Origin of the sequence: Bradyrhizobium lupini (assembly GCF_040939785.1) — a bacterium.
Classification (GTDB): Bacteria; Pseudomonadota; Alphaproteobacteria; order Rhizobiales; family Xanthobacteraceae; genus Bradyrhizobium; species Bradyrhizobium canariense_D.
The window spans coordinates 2,052,850-2,079,272 of sequence record NZ_CP162553.1; the positions used below are offsets into that span (position 1 = coordinate 2,052,850).

Sequence of the window (26,423 nt, forward strand, 5' to 3'; positions counted from 1 at the left end):
TCAACCGCCATGTCGGCAACTTCGCACCGATGCCGGGGTGTTTCCGAACCATTCGGATCGGGGCTTTTCGGAGGGTGCGAGATCCTCACGATTGCGGGTGGGCATGCCGCCTAGCACGGGCGGGCCGCCCTTACGTCTCAAACGGAACTCGATGAGCGGGCCGAGATTTTGGCTTTTTCATTGAACCTTTAAATCGAACTGTCGGACGAACCTTCAATCGGAAACCGGAGGTTTCCCATGAAGCGTCTGATCTCATCTGCAATCGCGGCCGTTGCCCTCCTCATTGTTGCAACCACTATGCTGTGGTCTTACACACCTTCGGCTGAGCGCCATGTCACCCGTACAGCCATAGGTCATTGCAAGAATTTCCACAGCCTGGCCGGGACAAAAGCGTCCGAACTATTGCCTTACTAAGCGCCAGTAAAATGCGTCGAGACGATGTTGACCTGCAGCAGGTGGCTGGATGCCACGCCGACATGGGAGTAGGCGAAGGCGCTGCAATGGCCCGTTGCCGGATGATGTGCTCAAGATCATTATGCGCGGGACCGAGAAAGAAGCTATTTCGGGCGGCTTGAACCGCGAACTGCTTTGGCAGCTTAGCTCGCCGCCGGGCCATCCAACCGCGCCAGCCCAGCCTCGATCACGGCGATATCCTCCTCGATCTGCTGGACGGTCGTCCGGAAATCAAAACCCGTACGTGCCTTTAGGTCCACGGCCAGTTTCCGACGCTGCATGCGGAGATCATCCAGAGCCCTCCGATTGTTCAAGCGAACGTAACCGTCCACAATCAGCTCGATTGCGTTTGGCATCCCACCCCCTGTCGTGATCGACCGGCGCCGAACCGCTTACACACTTCAAACGGCATCTCTTCGCAAATTGTGTGCAGCAGCCCAAGCCGACCTGACGCCAGGAGAGCAAGGGGGCTGCACAGTTTAATGGAAAGACCGGCTCCCAATATCGTGATTGCGCGTTGTTCATCCCTTTCGAGATCGCCCCATGAGATGCCGTCCATGACGGGTCTCCGTCGCAAAAGAACTATTTAAAATCCAAACGCGCGACCGATCTGCCGCAGCATAGCCATGGCCGCGTCGGTGTACCGACCGTGGGTCAGGTATTGATCCACTTGCGCTGTACTGATCAGCGGTATCCGCCCGGTGAGGGCCGCCTTGCCGAATGAGGCGTATTGTTGAGAACTGTCCCTATGGACAGTGATAGGCGCAGTGCCCAAGTCGAACGGCTTGAGGTGGTGGACACGGGCCGGCGGCGACGCTGGTCCGAGGATGAGAAGCTCAAGATTGTCCTGGAGAGCTTACAGGCGCCGCGCCAGGTCGCAGCAACCGCGCGGCGGTACGGCGTTTCGCGCTCATTGCTGCTGCGATGGCGACGGTCGTTTCGGCCTGAGCCGAAGGATGCCGCCGATCAACCTGGCTTCGTACCGGCGGTGGTGGTCGCGGAATCAGGGCCGATGCCTTGTCCAGTCGCGCCGTCAAGCAGCGGCGGGTCGATCGAGATCGAGTTTTCGGCCGGGGCTCGGATGCGGATCACGGGCACGGTTGATGCGGCGACGCTGAAGGCCGCGGTGGCGGCACTGGCAGATGGACGGCCGCGGTGATCCCCATTGCGTCGGGCGTGCGGGTGTGGATTGCGACCGGCCACACCGATATGCGTCGCGGCATGAACTCGCTGGCCTTGCTGGTGCAGGAAGCGTTCACGCGAGACCCGCACGGCGGCGATCTCTATGTCTTCCGAGGCAAGAGTGGCAAGCTGATCAAGATCCTTTGGCACGATGGACTGGGCATGTCGCTTTATGCCAAGCGGCTGGAGCGCGGCCGCTTCTTGTGGCCGTCGTCGGCTGATGGCGTGGTGACAATCACCCCAGCCCAGCTTGGCTACCTGCTGGAGGGCATCGACTGGCGGATGCCGCAACAGACCTGGCGACCGCAGGCGGCTGGCTGATCGCTGGGATTTGAATCGGTGGCACGATCAGCGGTCCGGACAGAGACCGCGTCTTGTGATTCTCTGGTCGGCGATGGGCGCCGATGATTCTCTTCCCGACGATGTGACCACGCTGCAGGCGATGCTGCGCGCCGAGCGAGCGGCCCGGTTGGCCGCGGAAGCCGAGGCCCAGGCGGGGACCTTGCTGATCGAGAAGCTCAAGCTCACGATCAAGAAGCTCCGGCACGAGCAGTTCGGGCAGTCCTCCGAGCGAGGCGCATTGCTGGACCAGCTCGAGCTACAGCTCGCGGACCTGGAGGAGAACGCGGCGCAAGCTGAGACCGCGGCGCAGATGGCAGCGGAGAAGATAGCGGTGCCATCGTTCGAGCGCCGCAAGCCAGCCCGTCGGCCGCTGCCGGAGCATTTGCCGCGGGAGCGCATCGTCTATCCGGTGCCGGCCACCTGCCCGTGCTGCGGCGACAGCCGATTGCGCAAGATTGGCGAGGACGTAACCGAGACGCTGGAGCTCGTTCCGCGCCAGTGGAAGGTGATCCAGCACGTGCGCGAGAAGCTCGTCTGCCGGGCCTGCGAAGCGATCACCCAACCGCCGGCCCCCTCGCATCCGATTGCGCGCGGGCGTGCAGGGTCCAAGCTGCTGGCCCATGTCCTGTTCGCCAAGTACGGCCTGCACCTGCCGCTTCATCGTCAGAGCGATGTCTACCAGCGTGAAGGCATCGACCTCGACGTATCGACGCTCGCGGACTGGGTAGGTGCCGCAGCGGCAACCCTGATGCCTCTGGTCGATGCGATCCGGAGCCACGTCTTCGCAGCCGAGCGCATCCACGCGGATGACACCACGGTGCCGGTCCTGGCCAAGGGCAAGACCCGGACCGGCCGGCTCTGGACCTATGTCCGCGACGACCGTCCGTTTGCCGGCCCAGATCCGCCGGCGGCCGTGTTCTTCTACTCGCCCGATCGTGGCGGTGCGCATCCGGAGCAGCATCTGGCGGGCTATGCCGGACTGATGCAGGCCGACGCCTACGCCGGCTTTGGCAGGCTCTACGAGGCCAATCGCAAGGGCGGCCCGATCATCGAGGCCGCCTGCTGGGCGCACGGCAGGCGCAAGTTCTTTGATCTCGCGCGGCTCAGCAAGGCGCCGATCGCGGCCGAGGCGGTCAAGCGCGTCGATGTTCTGTTCGCCATCGAGCGCGAGATCAACGGTCTTACTGCGCAGGAGCGTTTGCGTGTGCGCCAGGAGCGTAGCCGCCCCCTGATCGTCGAGCTGGAGGCGTGGTTGCGCGAGCAGCGCGCCAAGCTCTCCAGGAACAACGACACGACCAAGGCGATCAATTACTGCCTCAGCCGCTGGGATGCGTTTAGCCGCTTCGTTGATGACGGACGGCTTTGCATGTCGAACAATGCCGCCGAGCGGAAGCTTCGGGCTGTCGCCGTGGGCAGAAGAAATTGGACCTTCGCCGGGTCCGATGAGGGCGGACGGCGCGCGGCTACCATCTACAGCCTCATCGCCACCGCCAAGCTCAATGACATCGACCCGCAGGCTTGGCTCGCCGACGTGCTGGCGCGCCTACCGGATCATCCCGCCAAGCGCATCCACGAACTCATGCCCTGGAATTGGCGACCTCAGAACGTCGCTCAGGCCGCATAAGCGCGGTCAGCCATCCGTTCAAGATGACCTAACCAGGGGCCGTCACCAGACGCGTACGATCAGCGCAACAACGAAGACCGTGAAGCCCTTAAGCATTGGGGCGTCTCCTGAAAGAGACCGCCAACCGGGCGTGTCGAATAGACTGTTCTCAGAATGCGCTGCCGCATAATGCGACTGTATGTAAATGGTGACAGTGACCGGTAACCAATCCCTTAACCGGCGTTAGGTGCGCGCGCCAAGGGACGAGGCGAAGGCGCTGCAAGAGCCGTTGCTCATGTGCTCAAGGTCGTGATGCGAGAGTTAGGAAAGGAAGATTAGCCGCTGCACAGAGGCGCGCGGTTCCTCGATAGCGCAAACAAGAAGCGGCGAGTGTTAGTCCCCACAAAATGGAAGTCACTTCTTCATGGCGTCTGCTGCATCGGGGGACCACGAACGGATTTCCGGTCTATTGTTTGACATCGCCCATCCATGCCAGCAAAAGAACCGCGAGTTCCATTGTAGGGCAGAGCTAACTGACTCTTCTCCGCCTAAAGATCCTCGAACGAGACCCCGATAAGATTTCCACTCAACCAGACTAGGCGGCAACTTCGGATGATGCGATCTTTCTCGAGCATTAGTTTGAATGTGGAGGCCACGTGCCGCTTCGACGGAAGCTCAACTGCTGCCCCTTCTTCCGACATGTTGACCACGCGGCAGCGTAAGCTGGCGCCGTCGCCTGAAATGTAGGCGACCTCGTCCACATCGATGCGCTCCAGCTTTCGACGTTCTATCATTTCATTATAGCCGCAACGAGATCATCTTCGCCCGATGTGCACCTTGTCTCTAGCAGCTTAAATTGTCGCGCGATCTGTGTTGCTAGGTCTGATCGTTCCTTAGCAAGAGCTTTTCTTTGCTCAAGCATGTCGTGTCCGTCACGCTCGAGCACCTGGATCAAGGTGGTTTGACTTTCGATATAAAGCTGCTTGGTTGCGATTGCTCGAGCGATAGCCGCTAGTTCATCATTGCAATCCGAAGTCATTAGCAATCTCATGGCTGGCCTGTCGGCGAGTAAAGCTACATCCTACCTGGCCTTACCTGCGAAAACGTTACACTTGTCCCAGCAGCCCGGCGCCTTCTTTTCCAACGGATTAGTCTGAAGGCGCACACGCGACACATTCTCCCGTTTGTGCGGTGCCAAACGGATTTGCCGCCTTGTCCGTACTCTTACGGACGTTGCGCATCCGCAAGCTTTGACGTCTACTTCTGATTGTTTTTATGACGATCTTTGTTTCCCGACGAGAGGGCCCATGAGCGTTAAAGCCATGATGGCGATGATCCTCCAGAACCAACTGGCCTTGCGAGGCGTGCATTCGCTGAAGGCGTCTGACTACGACCAGATCGTAGAACTTCTGATTGAGCAGCTCAGAGAGCTGGAGCTGAGCTTGGCTGTGCGAGAGATTACCGACAAGCCCCGGGAATAGCAGCAGCACCCGATTTTTTAAGGGAGGACGAAGACGAATGCGGAGATTATTGTTCAGCACCAGTGCCCAAAGCCGACAACCGCTACTGGCTGATCCGATAGAACAGTGGCGGATACCCGGCCAATCGGGTCCAGAGCCACGCGTTGGTGCGGCCTTCAGTCAGATTTCGTCCGTGCAGCAATCTCTTTGACCTTTATCAACGTTCGTTCGAATTCGGATTTGAGATATTGCTCGTGCGCCCGGTCCGTCGGCTTCAGGAGAAATGCGACTTTCACGAAAAAGCGGTTCAACAGCGAAGTAATTAAAAGATTGTCCGAGTGTTTCGACCGGAGCGCCGTAAGTCGGCGACGCATCTCGATGAGATCAAGCGTTTCGTGGTCCGGCTGCTCTCTCAAGTGAAGCTCGCGCGACTGTCCAGCGTCGAAGTCGCTGCACCGAATATAATGGTGCGGCGACTTCGCTGGGGTGGAGCGGACAAGGACAATGTCCGTGTGCGCAAACTAGTCCTCTAGCGCGCGGCCGCAATCGCGGTCTGGAATTAAGCTTGATGTTCGTGTTGCAAGTTAATTCTGGAACTGAGCAGGGCGAACGATAGGAGGTGTTGAATTTCGGATGCACTGCCCGGGCTGTTCAATGTTGGGCGCAACGTGGACACTCCCCATCTGCTGCTTTGCCGAGCTGTCATGCGAATTCTTGTCTGAGGTCTTGCGTCTCCCAATGTGCACCATCGCTCCTGACGATCTTCTTGGCGCGTTCGAAGGCGTGGCTTTCCGCTGCATCGTCGCCGACGCGGACATCCTAAAGACGTTGGCCGTCTTCCGGCTCGGCCCCTGGGCGATCATCGGCGGCTCGTGCGTGACGCGCTTCGTCTCTCATCTGAGAGGCAAGCCGGCAATTGATTAGCTAATCCGGTGAGGGTCCTTGCGACGCTCTTCAACAAAATTGCTCGTCGGTGTGGAAATAGCGGATGATTTAGCAAGGGCCTGTATTCAATCGCGAGTTCTTGACGTCGGGCAGTAACATACAACCAACGACCGGTCTGTCCGGTAGCGGGCACACCCACCTGACTGGAGGCCGGCTCGCGGCCTTGTAAATAATAAAAGGAACTTAATTTGTTTAATTGATTTAAATTTCGTTCGGCTTAATATCCGCACGCCACCAACCGGAGTCAAGCATGCCAAGCGCCACAGAAGACGAGGATCGCCGCGAGTTCTTGAAGACCTGCGGTAGGTTTGCCGTCGTGACGCCTCCAGCGATGACGCTACTGCTATCAACATCGCTGACGTCTAACGCCATTGCGCGGTCTGGCGGGGGCAGCTCGCATGAGCACCACCACCACCACCACCATCATGACGACTAAGGCAGTGGCATTTCGATAGGCGGTGCCTTGGGCAACGCCGTAGGCGATCATGCCGGCCTTACGCCGTCGTCGGCATGGAGTGGGCGGCCCTGGGGCGCTCCTTTAGCCCCCCTGCGCTCCAGGGCGCTTTCCACAGGCGCACGACCCCGATCCGGGCGAACATCACCGGCGCGCCTCGCTCCGCGACCAGCAGCAGCACTTTCATTCTGGCCGATCGCTGACCAGCAGCCCACCTCGCTTGTTGGGCGCAGATCTGCGAACTGTATAGGCAGGCATAGGCGTGCAACAGGCTGGGGGCCGCTGGCGCGATGGAACAGTCACGCTACCCACTGGTGAGAAGGTGGACGCCGGAAGATCATCAGCGGCTGATCGCTATGGCCATGGCCGCCGCAGGAAATCGACCCGACGACATTGCTCGCGCGCTGGGGCATGGACAGAACCGGCTGTGCGAGGTCGCGCGGATCTCCACAGCATCCCCTTGCGATTGGTGACGCAAAAGCGGAAGTGAACCGGAGTTGAGGCGGCCTCATTCGCGCGTAGGGGGACCTGATTGAGGAGCTGCGAGATCGCCGTGACAAGTTGGGCCGGCGCAAACGGCTTCTGCAACAGGATGCTGTTCGGGACGCTCTGGGACGCCCAATGGTCGGCCGCAGCGCCGGTCATGTAGATCACGGGAAACGTCGGCTCTTGTTCTCGAACCTGTCTGGCCAAGTCCCAGCCGCTGAGCGAGCCCATAACGTTCACGTTCACAACAAGCGCCCGATACTCTTTCATTCCGCTCTTAAAGAGAGTCAGAGCTATCGGTTTAATCGGCGAATGCATCGGCCCATCGCACCCGATGTCACCCGGGCCGAGGCCGAGCATTAAATCGGGCAAGTCCACACTCCCCAACGCCGGTTTGACCAAAGCAAGGCCACACGATGAAAACCGGAGGGCGGACTTTCGGCGAGAGCGCACAGGGCTCCAATCCGTCGAGGCTCTTCGGGAAAGACGGACGGCGGCGCATCGCCCGGAAATCCGACGGAGCTGGCCCTCGCGGTTCGCGGGCGCATTCAAAGCGGTCGTAGTCCCACCGACTGCACGCTTCTCCCCCAAGCCCGCCACCAAGGCATCTCGACCCCTCTCGATGACCTGACTTTGGTGGTTACAACCCTGGCGCTGCACGCCACGAACTCCGCCGCGCGCATCGAGCAGATGCCTGCCAGCGGATGCATCTTCGTTGCGGCGAATTCTTTTCCTTGTCGCGATCGTAAACCGCTTTGAGGCCGCGGCTTCGGCCTGTCTGACCCGCTCTCGTCCCTCGATGAGCTGGCCGTACTCGGCTTCCAGCGGGTCGCGATAGGAGAACTGCGCGGCTGGTGCACGATAGTTCGAATTTCCATACGACGAATATCAGATCATGGAAATCGAACCCGTTTTCAGGCCACCCCCGCTAACTGATGGTTCGGGAACAAAAATGCCCGATCGACGCGACGATATTCCGTCTCGGCAAGTTGGCAACGAATGTCACTCGGTAAGCTTGATGCTACCGAGATACGTTAAACCTGGAACTGCTACCAGAAATGGATCTGCACGTGAGCCGGCTAGCTATACGAACACGCGAGATCGAACCGCTCCGAATACTGACGACGCCAAACCACGAACATAATACCGCAAATATTCGTTGCGAGTTGCGGCCACTTCTGTTTGAGCTGTGGAGAATAGTGAAAACCAGAAGAAATAAGAGCGCAGCTCGCATTTAATCCGACGCAGTGAGTCGGAGTGCCTGAAGTGCCGGACATTTGGTTTCCACTTCTCGCGACCGCCATCGTCGGCACACTCCTTTTCCTGGCGTTCCGACGATAGCGCGCCGTGTGGCAATAAATCCTCAGCGGCCGCTGAAATCGCGGTTCCCTACGTGATGCCTTTGACTGTGCATAAACAGGAAGGTTCACTTCCAAGACAGGAGGTGGACGTGAGTACCTGGTTGCTCATTTTTCTAGTTATTTTGAGCGTGGGCATTTTAATCGCACACGCTATCGACGCGATGCGCTCCTGAATCGCCGGACCTCACTTGCCATTTAATTGGATTGTGGTGAAGAAGACCAAAATCGCGCACTTGTCTAATCGCAAGCGCTGCTCCGCCCGAAAAAGAGCGGCTGAGGGCTGAGGCTTCCCGCATCGCTCGTCAAGGCGAGGCAGACTGGTGAGTCGAGAAGTAAGACAAAGGAATGCATGTTGGCACTAACGAGGCGAAGGCTGCCTTCGCGCAGCTATGCAAGTCGCAAAGCGTTCATTGTTCAGACGCCTAGCGGCCAAGTTTGCTCTCTCAAGAGAGAAGAAGCCCCGTGGATCACCAGCCGGAGAGCGAGACCGACATCCGGCTCGCGCCTTACGCAATCGAAGTACTGCTACCAGAAAGGGGGAGAACCACCGCATGAAAACCACGCAGATCGGCCGGTATTCGCAATGCTCAGCAGACGCCCTGAAACTAGCCTCCCGCGAACCGATCAACCGCCCGATGGCAAAGAGCCGCGCGAGCCGATATTCGGCGCCGAGACAGCCCCGTGTTGAGATCCACGCTCCTCCGCTTCCCCGCGCCAGCGTTTCGCGGCGCTCGCTTCCAGCTGTCGAACCGCGGGACCTTTCGAGATTAGATAGCCAGGCCAAGCAGAGATATCGTCGTCATCGGCAGAAACGCGCGATCTGCCGATTTTCCTTGGCGCGGGATACTACATCCGGCTGATCCAGGCTAACGCGCGCAGATCGCAGCGGCCCAAGCACCACCCTAAATGCCGGGGCCGTAGACGGTGCTGGCGGTGTTTTGTGCGATCGCGAGATCCAAGGCCCGGCCTTGTCTGCGGGCGGCAGTCGCCTGGAAGCCCTCCATTTTGCGAATTCGAAAACCGTGAGGCCCGAGCGGCAGGCCAGCAGCAATATCTTGCTTGCCGCTCGCAGCAACTCGACGCGCGGCGATCCACGGAGGGAAAGCATACAGCGAATGTGCGAAAGCGCACAGACCTGATGGGTCAATTTGACTAGTCTCGCGGTGGTCCCAATTGCGGGCCACGTCTTCTGGGGCAGTACCATAGAGGGGCGTGCAATGGACGCTCGTGCGCGACTGGATGATTGTCATTTCGCTCTGCACCAACATTGTGAGGCACTCGCGTCTCAAGTATCCGAACTTGAGACGCTTCGAGACCGAGTAGCCAAGGCCGAGCGCAGAATCGTCGGTGCGGCACGCGAAACTGGAGCTGGGAAGGCGGTTTATGAGGGCAGCGCGGTCGGCCCGGCCAGCAACGCGATCATCTGATCAGCGTAAGGGTCCGGGCTTTCAAGACTGACTTCGCTGCTACCCGCCCCAGCCGGGGGCCGGACTGTGGATATTCGTGATTACCAACCGCAATTTGAGCAGATGTCCCTCGATGAGTTGTGGGCTCTCTACACCGATGTCGATCAGATTCTCGCCGCGAGGATCGTTGCCAAAAAACAAGAACTCGACAGGCGACTCCAACAACTCCACCAAACTAATGGACCGGGCGGTTCATCAGAGCTCAATGTCCGCGCATCATCGTCGGGTCGCGACCGCCTCTGACAAGGGCGTCGCGCTTGCCGCACACTTAGCGCGCGAGCGAGGCTCCCCACCTAAGGTGATCGGGCCATCGATCAATGTCTGCCGGCGGTTGCTTCAGCTTGTGGCTGCAGGGGTCGTCCTGACAACAGACCAAAGAGACCGCGGCCGCGGAACCAGCTGATGTCATAGCCGGGAGCAATGAAAATGCAAAACCACAGCATCGCCGACGTCAGCTGCGTTATTCTTCAATGCCTGGATGCGTATCAAGTCGCCGAGGTTGAACCGCTCGTGTTGAAGTGTTTCCCGGATATTGACCGCCATACGCTGTGGCAGGCGTACAACGTCGCCTTGGTGGCATACACGTCAGGCACAGGCCTCGAACACCAACGACAGCAAGCGGCAGCCGCGCAATAACCGAATTTGGAAAATCGCTCGTGCCTGCGGCGTGCTAAGCACCGCAGGACCGAGCCGCATCACAGATCAACAGGTGGCGTACCAGCGATCCGGAAACGGTAGCAGAGGCCAGGTGCCCGCGTTATCATTCGCGACCGCAGGCATGACGTCGATGGTTGTCCGCCCACTTGACCCCTCTCAGTAGGAGTGGAAGAGAGCCACGCACCAGGCGCACGCCCGCGACGATGGGAGCATTGACCGGAAGGCGTCCGGCTCAGATCACGCCCACAATGATCAAAACTCCGACCTCGACCAATAGGAGCGTACCTGTTGCTGCGGAGATGAAAAACAAATCACCCAATGACAGGAACTGCATGATTCCCCTCCCGATTTGCCAAAGAAGCGGCCCCTACATCCTTTGGACGGCGTGAGCAGGGGCAGGATGATGGGGCCGCTTCCAAGGAGGTCCTTGACGCGTGCGTCCGGCGCCAAGCATTCGCATCCTAATCCAAATTTAAATCTCGTTCCATTATTTAATTTATTTAATTCGATTTATTTTTTGATATTTAATCGGCGCGGCGAGCTATCTCTCTGCACGGCCGCGCCCGGCGGGCTCGGGCCTGACCTATATCGGGCGGCTGCCGCATGGGGTTGGAGGGTTGGTATCGAAGCACCGGAACCGCCGGTGCGGACGGCAGAAGCACCGGGTCAAGGTCAAGAACAGACAACACCCCCGATGTGCAGAGAGCTTTGAGCCTTCGAAGATCAGCGCTGTCGCCGAGCCCACGCGCTGGCTGGTTCGGTTGACTTAATTTTTATCGCGGCATGTCCGCTCAATCCTGAACAGCGTCAGGAAGCGTACGTTGATCGACGTCGCAGAAGAGCCCATCAACCGACGGCAAGCTGATCGCGTCTCAGCGGAAACGAAGGGCCCACACAACCTGATCGCGTACGCGCTTCAGCACTAGATTTTCTCGGTGCCTTCGCTGGCGTAGTTGATCCAACAATCGCCTTGGTAATCCGCTCATGGTCGCCCGAGGAATTAGCACAGCTTCTTGCGCTGTCCGATAGGACTGTGACCGCAAGCGAGATCGGCCACCGGTTAGGGCGCACGCCTGGCGGCCTACGGGTCGTTTGCAGCGCTTCCGCAAGCAGCAAGGTCGAGTAGGCCGCATTTGCGGACGTGTCTTCGCGCAAGGGGCGGGTTGGTCGTCGGTCCTGGCGATTAAACTCCCCGCCGCCCCTCCTGAAAGGGTGTGAAGACTAACCCGCTGCACTTGGGCTTCGCCGATGCAATCAAATCGCAGGTGTGCTGGTCGCCATCTCGATCCATTCACGCTCATCTTCATGGCGGGCCGACTGCACGCGTTGGTGTAGCGCCGCCCGCGAACTTGTCCCTGAGCCTGTTGTTTGCCGTCGACGGCCTGGAGCTGGGAGCGGTCCAGAAATGCGCCACCCCGTGTAGGTTCGCCGCGGCCGCGAAGGCCCGCAACGTTTGGCTTGGCTCGCATGGGATAGGTCGTGCGCGGATAAGCATACACGAAGCCCAGCAAGCGTCCGCGATGCTTGCATCCCACTTTCTCCTCGGTCTTTGGGCACAACTCAGGATGGCACCCGTAAATTTCCCAATGTCGCCCGCCTCGGACCGGCCCGAAGATCACGCCATGAAAATCTCGAAGCCAAAGGAATGAAGCGACCTCGAACGCAAGAAGCTTTCGGCGATGATCCGCCGGCGGTACGGCGCGGCGGAAATCGCCACAGCTCTTCGCCGGCATGTCGGCTCAGTCAAGCGGATGGCGCGCGAAATGGGGTTACTTCTGAAAAAATGACATCGAGGGAATTTCTTGAGTTTATTGCAAGAGATGAGAGGTAGCATCCAAGCGCCCTCCAGAGCGGCCGTTCGCTGCCGTGCACCACCGTGTTTGTCCGGACTTGCCTAAGCATGGTTGCCGCCGAATGTTCTGCTTTAACCTAAGAACTTCACCCTTGATGCGGGCGACCTTAATGCGTGGGCATGCTGATGCACAGTGGGGCTGGTCCGGACTGGTCCGACTGGCCGGCTACGGACAAATGTATGATCCCGACGCGGGACCGGGCGGCGCCTCTGAAGGTTTTCTGCTTAGCAATGACCAATTCAACGATTTGATGAGGGCTTTCCCTGGCCCTTCCCGCGACGGCCATGAGCTCGATATTCGCAAAGAGCTGGATGGGCTTCGCGAACTCATTCTGAAGGAAGACAAGCGCCTAGCTCAGCAACCAAGCCGGGCCCAGATTCACGCGGCGCTGGACCAATTCGCGTGCCTCGTATGCGAGTTTCTTAACTGCGCGCAGAAAGTTGACTTCGATTGGGTCGCTAAGAATCCGCCGATCGAACCCGCGGGTCCCCTGAGCCTCGCCTATTCCTTTCCAAGCCGATTGCGGGCGCTTGCAGGCAGCGCCAGGCAGGCAGGTAACGCTGAGCTTATCATGTTGGCCGATGCGGCCGACCGCCTCGCGCAATACCTTACCCTGCTGAACGAGCCCGCACAGCATAGGATCTTTCAGGATAAGACCTTTCGGGACTTCCCCAACCCGTGCCATTACGAGGTGCGGGAATTCGCTGATGCCGTGCGGATCGCCCAGCAACTCGAGCGTGCGACCCGAGGTGCGCTCGAAACCAGCAAAAAATGCGGCGGACCGCTCCCGCGGCCGATGCTGCTGTACGGCGTAATTTCCCTCGGGGAGCTAATCGAGCGCTACGGCGGCACATTTACCCACAATCCCTATTTGGGCTTAGAGTATAAGGGCACCCCCCAGACGGTCGCCGGACAGTTTGTGCTGAATTTTTTGCGAACCTGCGTTCCGTCCATCACCGCACCAAGTGTCTGCAGCCTGATGGCCGCCGCCATCGGACGGCGAAATCGCACCCGCGATCGCAAATCGGGGATCAGGCCCACGTTCTTCTAAGTGCATTCTGCGCGCCTCCCGCCAATATGCCGACAGGCATATCGCACACGGAGGCCCTCTTGGAGAACTACACCCGACCAACCAATGGCGATGCACTTCGCCACGATTTGAAAGCCGTTCCCGTTCGGATCGGCGACCTCAAGCCGCCGCCCGGCAACCAAACCCGTCGCCACCCCAAGCGACAAATCGATACGCTGGCGACAAGCTTGGGCCAGTACGGTCAAGTTCTTCCCATTCTCGTTGACGCGATGCTACGGGTGATAGCGGGATGGGCGGTCGTTGCAGCGGCCGCGCAGATCGGTCTGGATCATGTCCTCGCCGTCACCATTACCGATCTCAGCGAGGCTCAGCTGCGAATGCTGAGGCTTATGCTCAACCGCGTAACTGAAGAGGCCACTTGGGACGTCCAAGCTCTGCGTCTCGAATTGAGTGAGCTCCTGACGATCGAGCCACAGATCGACCTGCAACTAACCGGATTTTCGATGGGAGAACTCGACGTCGCGGCGTCCGATTCAGAAGATTGGGAAGATGACTTGCCCGCACCCGATGCCGAGCCACCAATCACCAAACCCGGCGATCTCTGGGCACTCGGCGATGAGCACCGCATACTCTGCGCCGATGCAAGAAATGACGAAAGTTACCGTCGGCTCCTGGACGATGAGTTGGCAGACATGGCGTTCGCGGATGCGCCGTACAACCAGAGAATCGATGGCCACGTATCTGGCAAGGGGAGAATCACCCATGCCGAGTTTGCGATGGCATCCGGCGAGATGTCGACGACTGAATTCGAGGCGTTCTTAGCGACGAGCTTTGCCCTGCTCGCTGCCTTCACCAGAGACGGCGCCATCCATTTCCTTTGCATGGACTGGCGCGGGATCGAACCGCTGCTGGCCGCCGCCACTCCCATCTACACGGAAATGAAAAACCTGTGCGTTTGGGCCAAGACAAACCCCGGCATGGGATCATTGTATCGGTCCGGGCATGAGCTCATCTTCGTGTTCAAAAAGGGCCGCGCGCCACATATCAATAACGTGCGGTTAGGGCAAGACGGCCGAAATCGCTCGAACGTGTGGAGCTATCCCAGCCAAAACACCTGGACAAATTCGGCCAAGGGCAAGCTCTCGCTGCACCCGACCGTCAAGCCAGTCGCCCTGGTGGCCGACGCGATTCGTGACTGCACCAACGAGCACGACATCGTGCTCGATCCGTTCGGCGGCGCCGGCACGACGCTGATCGCCGCAGAACGGACCCGGCGGCGAGCGCGGCTGATTGAGATCGAACCTCGCTATGTGGATGTCGCGATCAAGCGCTGGCAGCATCTAACTGGCAAGACGGCGGTGCACGCCGAGACCGGCGCGCCGTTCGGGCAAACCAGCACCGCTGACCTGGAGCGCAGCCGTGGTTAACTCATCGAAAGGCGTCGGCTACGGCAGCCCGCCCCTACATAGCCGTTTCAAGCCAGGGCAATCCGGAAACCCGCGCGGTCGGTCGAAAGGCAGCTTGAATTTTGCCACCGACCTGAAAACCGTCCTATTGGCCCCGGTCGCGCTCAACGACGGTGGCAGATCCCGACGCGTCACCACGCAAAAGGCGGCATTGCTTCGCTTGCGGGAAAAGGCGCTCAAAGGCGACGTCAGGGCGCTCGACAAATTGCTCTCCTACGCGATGGCCATGAGCGGCAGCGCCGAGGAGGACGCCACCAAAAGCCCCTCCGTCGACGATCAGGCCATTCTGGAGGCATTCAGACAGCACATCTTGGCTGATGCGACCGCTGCGGCTCCGCCCAAGCGCGACGGGGAGGACGCCACATGATGCCGGTGGTGGCGGCGCTGCTGCGAACGGATCTGCGTTATTTCATCCAAAGGGCCTTCGCGACTGTTTTTCCGGGCAGCCAATATCTGCCGAACTGGCACGTCGATGCGATCGCCCATCAGCTCATGCGCGTCCACGACGGCGATTGCCGTCGGCTCCTCATCAACCAGCCGCCGCGGTCGCTCAAATCGCTCTCAGTCTCGGTCGCGTTCGTCGCCTGGTGGCTGGGCCACGAGCCCAGCCGCCGCATCATCGTGGTCAGCTACGCCAGCGAACTATCCGCCGAGTTGCACCGCCAGTTCAGAATGGTAATCGAATCGGCCTGGTATCGAGAGCTGTTTCCGGCCATGCGCCCGGCCAAGGACACCGGCACCGAACTCGTGACTACGGCCGGGGGCAGCCGCTACGCCACCACGGTCGGGGGCACGCTAACCGGTCGAGGCGCGGACCTCATCGTCATCGATGATCCGCTCAAGGCGGAGGAGGCCATGTCGGAGCCTGGGCGCAATCGCGTCACCGATTGGTTTGGCGGCACCTTGGTATCGCGATTGAACGATAAGGAGACTGGCCGCATCGTCGTGGTGATGCAGCGCCTGCACGAAGACGATCTCGCCGGTCATCTGTTGCAAGCGGGCGGCTGGCATCACCTTGATCTGCCCGCCACTGCCACCGAAGATAGCGACATCGCCATCGGCAACGATCGCGTTTTTCGCCGGCGCACTGGGGACCTCTTGCACCCGCGGCGCGAAAGCAAGCTGGTGCTGGACCGGATCAAGGCCGAAATCGGCAGCCTGCAATTCTCCGCGCAATACCAGCAACGGCCGGTCCCACTCGAGGGCAATCTGATCAAGCGCGACTGGTTTCGCTGGTTCGATCAACTGCCCGCGGCTGGCCCATCCGGCTATGTTGTGCAGAGCTGGGACACCGCCATGATGACCGGAAAGGCCAACGATTACTCGGTCTGCACCATCTGGCGCATGATCAAGAATGACTACTACCTCGTCGATCTCTACCGCGGGCGACACCAATATCCGGACCTCCGGCGCGCCGTGGCCGCCCTGGCCACAAAATATCACGCGGACGCGGTTTTGGTCGAGGACGCCGGCCCCGCCATCGCGATGTTGCAGGACCTGCAACGCGACACACCGGACGGCATGCCGCGCCCGATTGGCATCAAGCCCGAAGGCAGCAAGGCCGATCGCATGGCGGCACAATCCTTCCGGATCGAGGCCGGACAAGTGCATCTGCCCACAGATGCGCCCTGGCTGGACGACTATTTGCTGGAGCTGCTGGCGTTTCCCCACGGCAAGCACGACGACCAGGTCGACAGCACCTCGCAATTTTTGAGATGGGCGGGCAACCATCCGATGTTCGATGACGTCCAGCTCAACATCATTTCGGTCGGCCGAGAGGGTTATGGCTACGGCTTTCCATGATCGGTCACCGGGCAACATCGAGAGTTTCTCCAGAACGAAGCCAATCGCAAATCTACACACGCGCTGAGCTTAGCGATCGAAACGCGCGCTTCTGCGCGGCCAGCGCGCTGCGCTCGTAGCGCTCAAGCGCCTCGAGCCGGCGCGCGACGTCTCCAACCGGGTCCCCACCGAGGGCGGCCAACAGCGCGTGGCGGACCAGTCGCACGCGCCATAGCTCGCACTTGGCATCCGCAACCGCGGCGGCCGTTTCGGGTCCAATCTCACAGCCGAGGCCCGCGCGAATTGCAGCTGCAAAGGTCGGCGCATCCGGCTTGCAACTCGTGGCGAGTCCGTGGCGCAACGCGTTGCGGCTGGACCTCACCTTTCCGGGCATCGTTCTCGGTCCGGTGCTGCGCTTGGCGTTGGCGCGATTGGCTTCGATTTGTCGAATTGACGTCATCTCCGAGCTCCTCGACCGGGGCGGGTTGCAGCCCCCGAAAGCTCGCTCCAAGACTTTGAGACATCAAGCATTTTTGGACACAACGAACCGCAAATTCGCTGCAGAAAGGACTGGCATTCCCGCGCAAAAGGAGCGTCACTAATGGGACGGGGTGTTGACCGTTAGCCCCGGTATCTCTCCTCGCCGGTGCGGGGCTTTTGGTGGTGGTGCGGCGGCAAGCCGCGTTTGCCAAACCAAGGAGAGACCGGTGACCCTGATTGCAACCGATGGCGCCGAGGCGCCACATCGCATCGTCAAGTTCGACCCCATTGACCGCCGCGCGTTTATCGGCGGCTCGGATGCCCGCATCATCATGGGCAATGATCAGGACGATCTCACGCGGCTGTGGCGCGAAAAGCGCGGCGAGATCGCGCCGCAAGATTTTGCGCACAACCTCATCGTCCAGCTCGGCAGCGTGACCGAAGACCTCAACCGCAGCTGGTACCAGCGCGCGTCGGGCGTGACTATTACGGATATTCAGAAGCGGATTCGCCATCCCGTCCACAGCTGGATGGCGGCCACCCTCGATGGCATCGTCGCAGAAACCGGCGCGGTGTTCGAGGCCAAGTTCATGCTGCCCTGGGCCTTCACCGAGGAGGCCGCGGCCGACAAACACATGGCGCAGCTGCAGCACAACATGTGGGTGATCGCCGCCCGTTCGGCCGTGCTGTCGATCATCACCGGCGGCGGCAAATGGGTCGAGCTCACGGTGCATGCCGATCCGCTCTACCAGCATCTGCTGCTCACGGCCGAAAAGAAGTTCTGGCGCAGCGTGCAGAGCGGCGAGCCGCCGCTCCTGTTCGGGATCGAGACGCCGCGGCCGCGGCTGGCCGCCGTCAAGGTCGTCGACATGACCGCATCCAATCTGTGGGCGGAGTGCGCGGCGACCTATCTGCGCACCCGCGATGCCCATGGCGAGCACGAATTGGCCAAGACCGAGCTCAAGAAGCTGCTGCCCGAGGACGCCAAGGAAGCGTTCGGCCACGGCGTTCGCGCCAAGCGATCCAAAGCCGGCGCGATCAGCTTTGATCCGGTTGAGATGGAGCGCGTCCATGCACCAGGCCAGTGAGCATATCGGGGCGATCGCAGCGGCCTTGGCCCGCGCGCAAGCCGAACTGACCAATCCGGAAAAGACCCTGACCGCGCAGATCCGCTCGCCGTTCCTGCGCGACGACGACCGCACCTTTCGTTATGCCTCGCTGGCGAGCGGCCTCGACATCGTGCGCAAGACCTTGAGCCAGCAGGAGATCGCCGCCATCCAGAGCACCCGGGTCGAGGCCAGCACCGGCCACATTCACCTCACCACCCTGCTCGCCCATTCCTCCGGCGAGTGGATCTCCTCGGACTGGCCGGTCTGCGCCGCACGGGACATCGAGGCGCCGCATCGCATGGGCGCGGCGCTCACCTACGCCCGACGCTACGCCCTGTTCGCGCTGGTCGGGATTGCCGGCGAGGATGATCTGGACGCCCCGGATGCGGCCGCTGGTCCCCCCGCACCACCTAACCCCAAGGCCTCGCCCGGCAAGGGCGCTCTCAACCGTGCCCCGGTGCTGCGGCCGGGCGAGTCCGCCGCACTCCGGGAGCAGCTATTGCGCCAGCTCGAAGCGCTGCCTGCCAGCACCGATCTGCTCAGCTGGGCCATGGCGAGCCTCCCGCTCAAGAACAGCCTGCAGGAGCCGGATGCCCGGCAGGTCGAGGCAGCTTATCAGGCCAAGCTTGAGGACGCTGGCCGTGCTCAGGCCGAGCAGACGGCCGACTTGATTGGCACGCCAAGCCTGCCAACAGCGCCTGCTGCTGACGCCGAGGCCGCGCTGCAGCCAGCGCTACCCGAGGCCGGGCTCGCCTATCCCAAGGAGCCGTCCCGCAAACGCAGCAAGACGCACCTGTTGTTTGTTAGGGGGCAGCCCTGCCTGGTGTGCCGGCAAACCCCGTGCGATGCCCATCACCTAAAATTCGCCCAAGCCAGGGCGCTGGGACGCAAGGTCAGCGATGAGTTCACTGTCCCCCTGTGCCGCACCCATCACCACGAGCTGCATCAGCACGGCAACGAGCGGGCGTGGTGGGCGAACCTGCAGATCGCACCGCTGCCGGTCGCCCACGATCTGTGGGCCGCGAGCCCGGTCCACGGTCCGGCCGAGGCCATCGTCAAGACTGCGCCGCTTGCCGCAAAACTGGGTTCGGAGGCCGCCGGATGAACGGTCTGTTCCAAACCACGCGCGGGCTCACCACCACGGCGCTGCCGGTCGAGTTGGAGGCCTTGGCGCCGCCGCCCCTGCTGCTGCCGGGCGAACACCTCGACCAATACCAAGCGCTGCGGCAGGCGATCTTCGCCGACCTTGCACCGCAATCCGCCATCGAGTGGCTGCTTGCAATCGATGTCGCCGAGCTATCCTGGGACATCCAGCGCTACCGCATGTTGCGGCACAAGCTGCTTGAGACTTATCGCCAAAACGCGATTGAAGCGGCGCTGCGTCGCATCGATCTGGTCGGGATCAATTCCGAGTTTGAAACGGAGGCCGAGTCCTACACCCGGCAGAACGCATTGAGCTGGCGACTTGATCCGGTCGCGGCGGCCGAGATCGACGCGCGGCTTGCGACCTTTGGCTTTGACCAACACGCCATCACCACCGAAGTCTACGTGCAGGCGCGCGAGGTCCTGGTCCTGTTCGAGGGGCTGCTCAATGCCGCACAAGCCAAGCGCATGCTGCTCCTTCGCGAGATCAGGAATCAGCGCTTGCGAGGTGGACCGATGCGACAGCTACGTTGAAAGCCAGATCGAGCGTCCAATGCGAGCCTTCCATTCCGGCTCGCACTCAAGCTTTCAGTCTGATCGCCAAGGCCGAACCGAGTTGCGAAGCAACACTGGAGCATTAGCTCAACACATGAACGCGAAGGCGCACAGCACTCGCGGTCATGTGTCGAACACTTCGAAAAGTGGCCGGCGACCTCCCCCATTGGTTTAGGGACGTTCGCTCACTTCACCATTTGATCAAGCGGGGTAGTCACACCCGCGAACCTTCCAATCCGCCTTATTAGTGATGTTGCGGCTTACGCAGAGCCTCCGCTTCCACGGCATCTGCCAGCAATTCGAGCCAATGCGCCGCTTCCCGTATTCTGTCTGGTGCAGGTCGCTCACCTCGCTCGAAGGGCCAGTAAAGCGCGACGGTTTCCGTCGACAGCGATGAGGCCTCGATAAGTGCTTGCACTGCCCCGATAGCTTCAAGTGGCCGGGGTGTCTCGCCTGCTATAGGCTGCGGCATGCATTCTCGCTTGCTCGTGACAAATTTAAGCGGTGCAGCCAACGGTTTCGGCTCGGGTGTAACAACTTGGTATGGTGCATTGAGGCGAACGATTTCCTTGGTGACGTGTACAGTGACCGTTCTTGTCGGACTGACTACCGGTTTCGCAGGCTGCGAAACCGGCGCGAGCATCGACAAATGAGACGCGCACCCGCGCCATGACCACCGATCCTCGTTCTGCATGAAAAATCGGCGGGCCGCGGTGACGTGCCGACCAATGAGAATCAGTGCGCAGCGATCGTCCTTGCCGATCGACCGGAGACCAGCTTGTTCGATCCATGCATGGAATGCTTGATCGCTCGGCAATTTGCTGCGAGCCCTACAGAATGCGGCAGCCAACTCAAACGTGCCCGCAATAAATTCTGTTCGCCCTTGTTTGGTGCGCTCGTGTGCGCGCTTGGCGCTACGCGCGAGCGCCTGAAGTTGTGCTTTAGTCGTCATGACCATTTCCCTTCGTCGATCGGCCTCGCGACAGCCAACAGGCCGCCTGCAGACGCAGCTGTGATGTAAGGTGAAATGGTCGTGGCCTTCTTTGCGCTGGCTTTGGTGCTGGACGCTGGGCCGGTTCGGCCTGGTCTCGGACCTTATCGCTCGGGCTGGTGAGGGACACCGCTACGCACGACCGACGCACAGCTTGGCCTCAATGCGCGTTGTCGTCAAGACTGCGAGCGTAACTTGTGAATCCGATTGAGCAACCCTATGCCGACGACCGCTACACCACCGGGACCAGATTTAAGCACAAAGCGCAGGGCGTGCTTTCCCCCTTCCTTGCCGTAATTCTAACAACCGGCGGTGCACAAGTAGACCGCAAGATTGCAGCTCGAAGTGTTAGATGGGCGCGTTCCGCGGCAAACATATGCTCGTTCGCCTCTTTGGAATCGTCGCCGAAAGTTCTTGGTCTCGTTTTTCATCATTAATTCACCATTTAAATCGTTTATTTAAATAGAATTAAATGCATGGAGCGGCACAAGTTGAGGAGGAAGCATGACGGTTCTCTCTCATGATCCTTGGAGGCCTAGTACTCGGATTCATCGTTCTGAAAAATGTTTCGAAGGTGTGTTGGTTCATGTTGTTGGTACTCCTCGAAAAGCAGTCGCAATCGAGTATTCCTGACGGACGACATCCGTACGTCCAGGGCGCGATCGCCCAACGCGACGGCGATCGGATCGACTGCAGCGGCAAGGGGGCACCCCACGCAACTGGCGGCGTTTACGAGTACTTTATGCCCGAGAACGCATCAGGTTCGATATTCACCAATACCTCGCCGGTCGTGATTTCGGGATCTCCAAGATCGAGGTCATGCAGACTTGCCTGAACAAACTCCAGTATCTTAGCGTTTGCTGCATTTGCGCTTTCGCGGTCCTCGAATATCATCACGGCGACACCAACGCCGTCGCCCCCATCCAGCAGGTAGTAAGATCTGAATCCTTGCGATTGCCTTAGGATCTGACCGATGCCGCTCTTGGCGCGGCGGGCAGCGTCCGCAACCGAACGAACCTTGGTGTACTTGCGAATGACCATGTACATGAGGCCACCACGCGTTACGGTTGCCGCCCGACGCATCAAAGCATAGCGGTCCCAGTTGGACTAGGCTCTGCTTCCAGGATGGATCACAAACGTCGATCGGCGGGGCGCGCGACGCGCCTTCCTCCAGTGAGCCGACCTCGCGCCGCAAGCGGGGCGAGGTGCTGAGGCTCAGGACTCGTCGAACTTGAACGACACGTTGAGCTTGGCGCGATAGGCCTCTACTTTTCCCTTCGCATCCAATTGCATATCGAGTTTGACGACCTCTGCAATGCGAAGATCTCGGAGAGATTTTGCAGCTTGCTCGACCGCATTAGCGGCCGCCTTCTCCCATGAGTCGCTGCTGGTACCGATCAGTTCAATGACCTTGTAGACGCTATCAGGCATGTCGTCCTCCTGTTCGGTATGAAGCAGGAAGCAGGTGCTCCCTGCCATTGTGAAATCTAGGAAGTCGGAAAAAGGCGCTCATAGCCCTCAGCGGAAGTACGGATGTGCCCTCGTTTCGTCCGCGGCCTAATAGCACGCCCTGTTCCCGCGAGTTCCGATTTCGCGGACTGGCCAGCAGTAGTATGATGAAGGTCACTAAGCCAATTCTGAGGGAGGGAATCATGACGAACCTGGCCTCCTCGACGAACTCCGACGTCAGAGCCGAAGTTACCGGAGCTTATGCCGCGTGGGATACGGCGTTCAACAAAGCTGACGCCAAAGGGGTCGCCACAGCGTACGTTTCAAACGCGAAAGTGTTACCACCAACGCATCAGGTTATATCGGGTCCGGAAGAAATCGAGAAATTCTTTGCTGGGCTGTTTTCAGGCGGATTCACTGATCACAAACTAACGATTATAGATGCGGGTGGAGACGAGAAGGTCGTCTACAGTACCGCAAAATGGACGGCCAACGGCAAGGGACCGGATGGGAGCCGCCAAAGTGCCGGCGGCATTGCCACCCATGTGTTCGAGCGTCAAGCGGATGGCTCACTGAAGCTGAGGTTACATACCTTCAACTGAACTCGCCGTCGTATCGCTTGGCGCCGCGCGAGGAGACGTCGCGTGGATATAGCCGAATGGCTTCGCAGTCTTGGGCTGGAGCGCTACACTCGCGCTTTCCAGGAAGCCGAAGTTACGCCTGATGTCCTGCACGACCTGACTGAAGCCGATCTGCGAGAACTCGGCTTGCCGCTCGGGCCGCGCAAGACCGTATTGAAAGCGATTCAGGCGCGCATGTCATCGATCGCTTCCGTCGCCACTGATGCGGGTGAGCCAACTGAACGGACAAGGCGGTCACTGCCCTCAGAGGCGGACCGTCGGCAGCTTACGGTCATGTTCGTCGACTTGGTCGGTTCCACCGCGCTCGCCTCAGGGCGCGACCCCGAGGAGCTGAGTGACCTCATGCAGGCCTACCACAACGCCGTGGCGGGCGAGATCGCCCGGTTCGAAGGCCACATAGCCAAGCTCCTGGGCGACGGCGTTCTCGCGTATTTCGGTTGGCCGCGGGCGCATGAAGATGAGGCGGAGCGTGCCGTCCGCGCCGGGCTTCGAGTGACCAAGGCGGTCGCCTCCCTTACCGAGCCGGGCGGTGTAGCGCTTGCCGCGCGCGTCGGCATTGCAACCGGTCTCGTCGTGGTCGGCGAACTGATAGGCGAGGGGAGAGGCTCGCGAGCGCGCCGTGATCGGCGAAACCCCGAACCTGGCTGCCCGACTGCAGAGTCTGGCCGAGCCCGGTGATGTGGTGATCGCCGAGTCAACGCGCCGCCTGCTGGCCGAAGCCTTCATTTACCAGGACCTCGGCACAGTGCCGCTCAAAGGTTTCCCGGAGCCGGTGCAGGCCTGGCTTGTCAGTGGTGAGGGCGCAGCCGAGAGTCGGTTCGACGCCCAGCACGGCATGGCAACGACCGCGCTCGTCGGACGAGACCAAGAACTTGCATTGCTCCTGGAGCGCTGGGAGCAGGCGAAAGAGCGAGAGGGACAGATTGTCCTGCTCGGCGGCGAAGCAGGCATTGGCAAGTCCCGGCTCGTGCGGGCGCTGCGCGACCACCTCGCAGGTGCGCCGCACACGCCACTGAGCCATTTCTGTTCTCCGTTCCATACCAGCACCGCCTTGTATCCTGTCATTGGGCTCCTTGAGCGGGCAGCAGGAATACGACGGGAGGACGCTCCCGAACAACAGCTCGATAAACTCGAGGCCATGCTCGCTCTTGCCACAAACGACGTGCATGAGAGCGCGCCGGTTCTTGCGGACCTCCTGGCAATCCCGACGGGCGAGAGATACTCGCCACTTGCACTTAGCCCACACCAGAAGAAGGAGCGAACGTTCCAGGCTCTCCTGGAGCAGATACAAGGCCTGGCGGCAAGGCAGCCGCTGCTCGCCGTCTACGAGGATGTTCACTGGGCAGACCCTACCATGCTCGAACTCCTCGACCGGGCCGTTGACGAAGTGCAGCAACTCCCGATTCTGATCATCATCACCTTCCGGCCTGAGTTCGTTCCGCGCTGGGCAGGTCATGGGCACGTGACGGCGCTCTCTTTAAGCCGACTAGGCCGCAGGCAAGGGGCGAGTGTCGTTGACCGGATCACTGGCGGCAAAATACTTCCACAAGAGGTGCTTGAGCAGATTCTGGCTAAAACTGATGGCGTGCCGCTGTTTGTCGAGGAACTCACCAAGGCCGTCCTCGAATCCGGGCTGCTCAAAGACCGGGGCAGCTACTATGAGTTGATTGGTCCTTTGCCGCCCCTAGCGATCCCGACGACGCTCCAGGACTCGTTGATGGCGCGCCTCGATCGATTGGCGCCGGTAAAGGAAGTCGCCCAGATCGCGGCATGCATTGGGCGCGAATTCGGACACGAGCTTCTAAGATCTGTAACGGCGCTCGACGAACACGCGCTGCAGCGTGCTCTCAATGATCTAATGACAGCGGAACTCATATTCCGCCGTGGAGCACCTCCGGATACTGGCTACAGCTTCAAACATGCGCTGGTCCAAGACATCGCGCATGAGAGCCTCTTAAAGAGCAAGCGGCAGCAGATCCATGCTCGCATCGCTGCAGCTCTCGAAGAACATTATCCTGCCCGTGCAGAAGCTGAGCCGGAGACGATCGCTTTGCACCTCACGCAGGGGGGACTGGCGGGAAAGGCGGTCGGCTATTGGCTGCGGGCGGGCCGGATTGCCGCGGGGCGTTCCGCCAATCTCGAGGCGATCGCTCATCTCACAAGAGGGCTGGATGCACTCAAGTCGAATCCAGCAGGGCCGGAGCGCGATCGCCAGGAACTCGCCCTGCAAACGGCGATCGGAGGTCCGCTGATTGCCATTCACGGATACACGGCTCCGCAGCTTGGCACGGCCTTCAGCAGGGCCCATGCACTCTGCTATGAACTCGATGACACGGATGCCTTGTTCGCCACCCTTAGCGGCAAGTTTGTTTTCCACTTCGTGCGAGGCGACTTTGGTGCCATGCAGAGCCTTGTCGCCGAGGCCCAGCGCGCTGCCGAGCGCACCGGGGACACGGCGCTCAAACTAGCTACGCATCGTTTGGCGGCGCTCACCGCCATGCACGCCGGCGACTTTCTTACCGCGCGCTTAGAGCTCGAAGCGATCGTGAGGCGCTATCAGCCGGATACGCATCGGCCGCCACCTGTCCACTATGTACATGACCCGAAGGCCTCGGCGTTACCCTACCTGGCGATCGTGCTTTGGATACTTGGCTATTCCGAACAGGCGCAGAGGGCCAGCCGCGCGGCGTTTGAATACGCTGCGGAGTTAAATCAAACGAACCTTACGGCGCACGTGCAGGTCTATGGCGGAGCGGGGCCTGCGGAGCTGATGGGTGACGTGGCGGGTGTGCATGCGCACGCTGAAGCCATCATCGATCTCGCCGATCAGCACAGTTTGAATTATTGGCGCTTGAGCGGTCTCATCCTGCGGGGTTGGGCAATGGCCCAAGAAGGTAACGCGGAGGGCGGCCTCGCCCTCATGCGCCTCAGTCTGAACGAGAGGGCCAGGCTCGGAGCCAGTTGGTACCAGGTCCGGTACTTGTGGATGCTCGCGGCGATGCACCACCAGTTAGGTGACGACGAAAACGGGCTGGCCACCCTGGCCGAAGCGAAGGCCATTGCTGCGCGCAACGAAGAACATATGTGGGAGGCGGAGCTTGCATGCATGGAGGGCGAACTGCATCGCACTCGTGGTGCTCCAGCTGAGGAGGTCGAGAACTACTTGCAAGCTGCGCTCAAGATTGCCCAAAGCCAAAGCGCGAAAGCCTTTGAATTACGTGCGGCCATGAGTCTGGCTCGGCTTTGGCGCGACCAGGGCAGGAAGGCCGACGCGAGAGGCCTCCTTGGTCCCGTCTACGGCTGGTTTACGGAAGGGTTCGAAACATCAGACCTTCGTTCTGCCAAAGCACTCTTGGAGGAAATCGCTGAAGTTTAACGTCACGTGTTCAGCGGTGCACCATTCGCATGTTCCGGGGCTTCCGGTGGACCGAAGCTTCTGCTGAGGCTCGCGCAATCTGGAAAACTAAATTGGTTGTTGGTGGGCACCCGGGCCCGCACTCGTGATCGTACTAGCA

27 protein-coding genes are annotated in these 26,423 nt (G+C 60.3%); 19 read left to right on the forward strand and 8 right to left on the reverse strand.

Annotated elements, in window-relative coordinates; all coding sequences use genetic code 11:
• The first annotated feature begins 237 nt into the window (after positions 1-237).
• The gene (locus AB3L03_RS09955; RefSeq protein ID WP_161494789.1) at positions 238-414 is read left to right on the forward strand and encodes a hypothetical protein; all 177 of its coding nucleotides are present in this window, start codon (positions 238-240) and stop codon (positions 412-414) included.
• Between the two features lie 182 nt (positions 415-596).
• Here the strand turns inward: AB3L03_RS09955 and AB3L03_RS09960 are convergent, their stop codons facing one another.
• The gene (locus AB3L03_RS09960; RefSeq protein ID WP_368508488.1) at positions 597-809 is read right to left on the reverse strand and encodes a hypothetical protein; all 213 of its coding nucleotides are present in this window, start codon (positions 807-809) and stop codon (positions 597-599) included.
• A 434-nt stretch (positions 810-1,243) separates the two neighbouring features.
• On the opposite strand from AB3L03_RS09960, the gene AB3L03_RS09965 reads away from it, so the two are divergent.
• The 3 genes from AB3L03_RS09965 to AB3L03_RS09975 all read left to right on the forward strand — a co-directional run bounded on the left by AB3L03_RS09965 (position 1,244) and on the right by AB3L03_RS09975 (position 3,601).
• Positions 1,244-1,612 (forward strand): transposase, encoded by a 369-nt coding sequence (locus AB3L03_RS09965; RefSeq protein WP_368508302.1) that lies wholly within the window; start codon positions 1,244-1,246, stop codon positions 1,610-1,612.
• A complete protein-coding gene (gene tnpB / locus AB3L03_RS09970) occupies positions 1,609-1,956 on the forward strand; it encodes an IS66 family insertion sequence element accessory protein TnpB (RefSeq protein WP_247333956.1) in 348 nt (115 codons plus the stop codon). The genes AB3L03_RS09965 and tnpB overlap by 4 nt, the downstream gene beginning before the upstream one ends.
• Positions 1,957-2,029: 73 nt before the next feature.
• Positions 2,030-3,601 carry an IS66 family transposase gene (locus tag AB3L03_RS09975; protein ID WP_368509026.1) on the forward strand — a complete coding sequence of 524 codons (1,572 nt, stop codon included), beginning with the start codon at positions 2,030-2,032 and terminating at the stop codon, positions 3,599-3,601.
• 527 nt (positions 3,602-4,128) lie between these two features.
• On the opposite strand, the gene AB3L03_RS09980 is transcribed toward AB3L03_RS09975, so the two are convergent.
• Positions 4,129-4,374, reverse strand: coding sequence for a PilZ domain-containing protein (locus tag AB3L03_RS09980; RefSeq protein ID WP_018459961.1), 246 nt, complete (start codon positions 4,372-4,374; stop codon positions 4,129-4,131).
• Between the two features lie 513 nt (positions 4,375-4,887).
• Between AB3L03_RS09980 and AB3L03_RS09985 the strand changes: the two genes are divergently transcribed.
• The 3 genes from AB3L03_RS09985 to AB3L03_RS09995 all read left to right on the forward strand — a co-directional run bounded on the left by AB3L03_RS09985 (position 4,888) and on the right by AB3L03_RS09995 (position 6,421).
• On the forward strand, positions 4,888-5,061 hold the full coding sequence (locus AB3L03_RS09985) for a hypothetical protein (protein WP_162847251.1): 174 nt from the start codon (positions 4,888-4,890) through the stop codon (positions 5,059-5,061).
• Positions 5,062-5,778: 717 nt separating this feature from the next.
• Positions 5,779-5,964 (forward strand): hypothetical protein, encoded by a 186-nt coding sequence (locus AB3L03_RS09990; protein ID WP_368508489.1) that lies wholly within the window; start codon positions 5,779-5,781, stop codon positions 5,962-5,964.
• A gap of 271 nt (positions 5,965-6,235) precedes the next feature.
• A complete protein-coding gene (locus AB3L03_RS09995) occupies positions 6,236-6,421 on the forward strand; it encodes a hypothetical protein (RefSeq protein ID WP_007595448.1) in 186 nt (61 codons plus the stop codon).
• Between the two features lie 372 nt (positions 6,422-6,793).
• Here the strand turns inward: AB3L03_RS09995 and AB3L03_RS10000 are convergent, their stop codons facing one another.
• Entirely contained in the window at positions 6,794-7,297 is a 504-nt protein-coding gene (locus AB3L03_RS10000) for a hypothetical protein (protein WP_368508490.1), read from the reverse strand.
• 1,891 nt (positions 7,298-9,188) lie between these two features.
• Positions 9,189-9,554 (reverse strand): hypothetical protein, encoded by a 366-nt coding sequence (locus tag AB3L03_RS10005; RefSeq protein ID WP_368508491.1) that lies wholly within the window; start codon positions 9,552-9,554, stop codon positions 9,189-9,191.
• 225 nt (positions 9,555-9,779) lie between these two features.
• On the opposite strand from AB3L03_RS10005, the gene AB3L03_RS10010 reads away from it, so the two are divergent.
• The 6 genes from AB3L03_RS10010 to terL all read left to right on the forward strand — a co-directional run bounded on the left by AB3L03_RS10010 (position 9,780) and on the right by terL (position 16,561).
• Complete coding sequence (locus tag AB3L03_RS10010; protein ID WP_007595450.1) at positions 9,780-9,995, forward strand: hypothetical protein; 216 nt, start codon at positions 9,780-9,782, stop codon at positions 9,993-9,995.
• Positions 9,996-10,178: 183 nt separating this feature from the next.
• Positions 10,179-10,388, forward strand: a complete 210-nt coding sequence (locus tag AB3L03_RS10015) for a hypothetical protein (protein ID WP_368508492.1) — start codon at positions 10,179-10,181, stop codon at positions 10,386-10,388.
• Between the two features lie 2,049 nt (positions 10,389-12,437).
• On the forward strand, positions 12,438-13,313 hold the full coding sequence (locus AB3L03_RS10020) for a hypothetical protein (RefSeq protein WP_368508493.1): 876 nt from the start codon (positions 12,438-12,440) through the stop codon (positions 13,311-13,313).
• A 59-nt stretch (positions 13,314-13,372) separates the two neighbouring features.
• Positions 13,373-14,719 carry a DNA modification methylase gene (locus tag AB3L03_RS10025; RefSeq protein WP_368508494.1) on the forward strand — a complete coding sequence of 449 codons (1,347 nt, stop codon included), beginning with the start codon at positions 13,373-13,375 and terminating at the stop codon, positions 14,717-14,719.
• Between the two features lie 94 nt (positions 14,720-14,813).
• Positions 14,814-15,125: a DUF5681 domain-containing protein gene (locus tag AB3L03_RS10030; protein ID WP_368508495.1), complete on the forward strand. Its 312-nt coding sequence runs from the start codon at positions 14,814-14,816 to the stop codon at positions 15,123-15,125.
• A complete protein-coding gene (gene terL, locus AB3L03_RS10035; RefSeq protein ID WP_368508496.1) occupies positions 15,122-16,561 on the forward strand; it encodes a phage terminase large subunit in 1,440 nt (479 codons plus the stop codon). Before AB3L03_RS10030 ends, terL begins: the two co-directional genes overlap by 4 nt.
• Before the next feature lie 52 nt (positions 16,562-16,613).
• On the opposite strand, the gene AB3L03_RS10040 is transcribed toward terL, so the two are convergent.
• Positions 16,614-17,000 (reverse strand): hypothetical protein, encoded by a 387-nt coding sequence (locus AB3L03_RS10040; RefSeq protein WP_368508497.1) that lies wholly within the window; start codon positions 16,998-17,000, stop codon positions 16,614-16,616.
• Positions 17,001-17,247: 247 nt separating this feature from the next.
• Here AB3L03_RS10040 and AB3L03_RS10045 point away from each other — a divergent pair, with 247 nt between their 5' ends.
• From AB3L03_RS10045 to AB3L03_RS10055, 3 genes are read left to right on the forward strand one after another with little or no spacing between them, the layout of a single operon-like run.
• Positions 17,248-18,108: a YqaJ viral recombinase family protein gene (locus AB3L03_RS10045; protein ID WP_368508498.1), complete on the forward strand. Its 861-nt coding sequence runs from the start codon at positions 17,248-17,250 to the stop codon at positions 18,106-18,108.
• A complete protein-coding gene (locus AB3L03_RS10050; RefSeq protein WP_368508499.1) occupies positions 18,092-19,234 on the forward strand; it encodes an ERF family protein in 1,143 nt (380 codons plus the stop codon). The genes AB3L03_RS10045 and AB3L03_RS10050 overlap by 17 nt, the downstream gene beginning before the upstream one ends.
• A complete protein-coding gene (locus tag AB3L03_RS10055) occupies positions 19,231-19,806 on the forward strand; it encodes a hypothetical protein (protein ID WP_368508500.1) in 576 nt (191 codons plus the stop codon). Before AB3L03_RS10050 ends, AB3L03_RS10055 begins: the two co-directional genes overlap by 4 nt.
• A gap of 265 nt (positions 19,807-20,071) precedes the next feature.
• Here AB3L03_RS10055 and AB3L03_RS10060 read toward each other — a convergent pair whose 3' ends face one another.
• The 3 genes from AB3L03_RS10060 to AB3L03_RS10070 form a co-directional block, all read right to left on the reverse strand.
• On the reverse strand, positions 20,072-20,779 hold the full coding sequence (locus tag AB3L03_RS10060; protein WP_368508501.1) for a hypothetical protein: 708 nt from the start codon (positions 20,777-20,779) through the stop codon (positions 20,072-20,074).
• A 768-nt stretch (positions 20,780-21,547) separates the two neighbouring features.
• Entirely contained in the window at positions 21,548-21,865 is a 318-nt protein-coding gene (locus AB3L03_RS10065; RefSeq protein WP_368508502.1) for a hypothetical protein, read from the reverse strand.
• Between the two features lie 168 nt (positions 21,866-22,033).
• The gene (locus AB3L03_RS10070; protein WP_368508503.1) at positions 22,034-22,249 is read right to left on the reverse strand and encodes a dodecin family protein; all 216 of its coding nucleotides are present in this window, start codon (positions 22,247-22,249) and stop codon (positions 22,034-22,036) included.
• 221 nt (positions 22,250-22,470) lie between these two features.
• Between AB3L03_RS10070 and AB3L03_RS10075 the strand changes: the two genes are divergently transcribed.
• From AB3L03_RS10075 to AB3L03_RS10085, 3 genes are read left to right on the forward strand one after another with little or no spacing between them, the layout of a single operon-like run.
• Complete coding sequence (locus AB3L03_RS10075) at positions 22,471-22,869, forward strand: nuclear transport factor 2 family protein (RefSeq protein WP_368508504.1); 399 nt, start codon at positions 22,471-22,473, stop codon at positions 22,867-22,869.
• 42 nt (positions 22,870-22,911) lie between these two features.
• Entirely contained in the window at positions 22,912-23,586 is a 675-nt protein-coding gene (locus AB3L03_RS10080; protein WP_368508505.1) for an adenylate/guanylate cyclase domain-containing protein, read from the forward strand.
• Complete coding sequence (locus AB3L03_RS10085; protein ID WP_368508506.1) at positions 23,528-26,284, forward strand: AAA family ATPase; 2,757 nt, start codon at positions 23,528-23,530, stop codon at positions 26,282-26,284. The genes AB3L03_RS10080 and AB3L03_RS10085 overlap by 59 nt, the downstream gene beginning before the upstream one ends.
• Positions 26,285-26,423: the final 139 nt, after the last annotated feature.

What these genes read in the sequence shown, in the direction of transcription:
- AB3L03_RS09990 (WP_368508489.1), top strand. Translation starts at nt 5,779, where the DNA reads ATGTGCACCATCGCTCCTGACGATCTTCTTGGCGCGTTCGAAGGCGTG.
- AB3L03_RS10050 (WP_368508499.1), top strand. Translation starts at nt 18,092, where the DNA reads ATGCACCAGGCCAGTGAGCATATCGGGGCGATCGCAGCGGCCTTGGCC.
- AB3L03_RS09955 (WP_161494789.1), top strand. Translation starts at nt 238, where the DNA reads ATGAAGCGTCTGATCTCATCTGCAATCGCGGCCGTTGCCCTCCTCATT.
- AB3L03_RS10020 (WP_368508493.1), top strand. Translation starts at nt 12,438, where the DNA reads ATGTATGATCCCGACGCGGGACCGGGCGGCGCCTCTGAAGGTTTTCTG.
- AB3L03_RS09995 (WP_007595448.1), top strand. Translation starts at nt 6,236, where the DNA reads ATGCCAAGCGCCACAGAAGACGAGGATCGCCGCGAGTTCTTGAAGACC.
- AB3L03_RS10070 (WP_368508503.1), bottom strand. Translation starts at nt 22,249, where the DNA reads ATGCCTGATAGCGTCTACAAGGTCATTGAACTGATCGGTACCAGCAGC.
- AB3L03_RS09985 (WP_162847251.1), top strand. Translation starts at nt 4,888, where the DNA reads ATGAGCGTTAAAGCCATGATGGCGATGATCCTCCAGAACCAACTGGCC.
- AB3L03_RS09960 (WP_368508488.1), bottom strand. Translation starts at nt 809, where the DNA reads ATGCCAAACGCAATCGAGCTGATTGTGGACGGTTACGTTCGCTTGAAC.
- AB3L03_RS10075 (WP_368508504.1), top strand. Translation starts at nt 22,471, where the DNA reads ATGACGAACCTGGCCTCCTCGACGAACTCCGACGTCAGAGCCGAAGTT.
- AB3L03_RS09980 (WP_018459961.1), bottom strand. Translation starts at nt 4,374, where the DNA reads ATGATAGAACGTCGAAAGCTGGAGCGCATCGATGTGGACGAGGTCGCC.
- terL (WP_368508496.1), top strand. Translation starts at nt 15,122, where the DNA reads ATGATGCCGGTGGTGGCGGCGCTGCTGCGAACGGATCTGCGTTATTTC.
- AB3L03_RS10055 (WP_368508500.1), top strand. Translation starts at nt 19,231, where the DNA reads ATGAACGGTCTGTTCCAAACCACGCGCGGGCTCACCACCACGGCGCTG.
- AB3L03_RS10060 (WP_368508501.1), bottom strand. Translation starts at nt 20,779, where the DNA reads ATGACGACTAAAGCACAACTTCAGGCGCTCGCGCGTAGCGCCAAGCGC.
- AB3L03_RS10015 (WP_368508492.1), top strand. Translation starts at nt 10,179, where the DNA reads ATGCAAAACCACAGCATCGCCGACGTCAGCTGCGTTATTCTTCAATGC.
- AB3L03_RS10040 (WP_368508497.1), bottom strand. Translation starts at nt 17,000, where the DNA reads ATGACGTCAATTCGACAAATCGAAGCCAATCGCGCCAACGCCAAGCGC.
- AB3L03_RS09975 (WP_368509026.1), top strand. Translation starts at nt 2,030, where the DNA reads ATGGGCGCCGATGATTCTCTTCCCGACGATGTGACCACGCTGCAGGCG.
- AB3L03_RS10005 (WP_368508491.1), bottom strand. Translation starts at nt 9,554, where the DNA reads ATGTTGGTGCAGAGCGAAATGACAATCATCCAGTCGCGCACGAGCGTC.
- AB3L03_RS10065 (WP_368508502.1), bottom strand. Translation starts at nt 21,865, where the DNA reads ATGTACATGGTCATTCGCAAGTACACCAAGGTTCGTTCGGTTGCGGAC.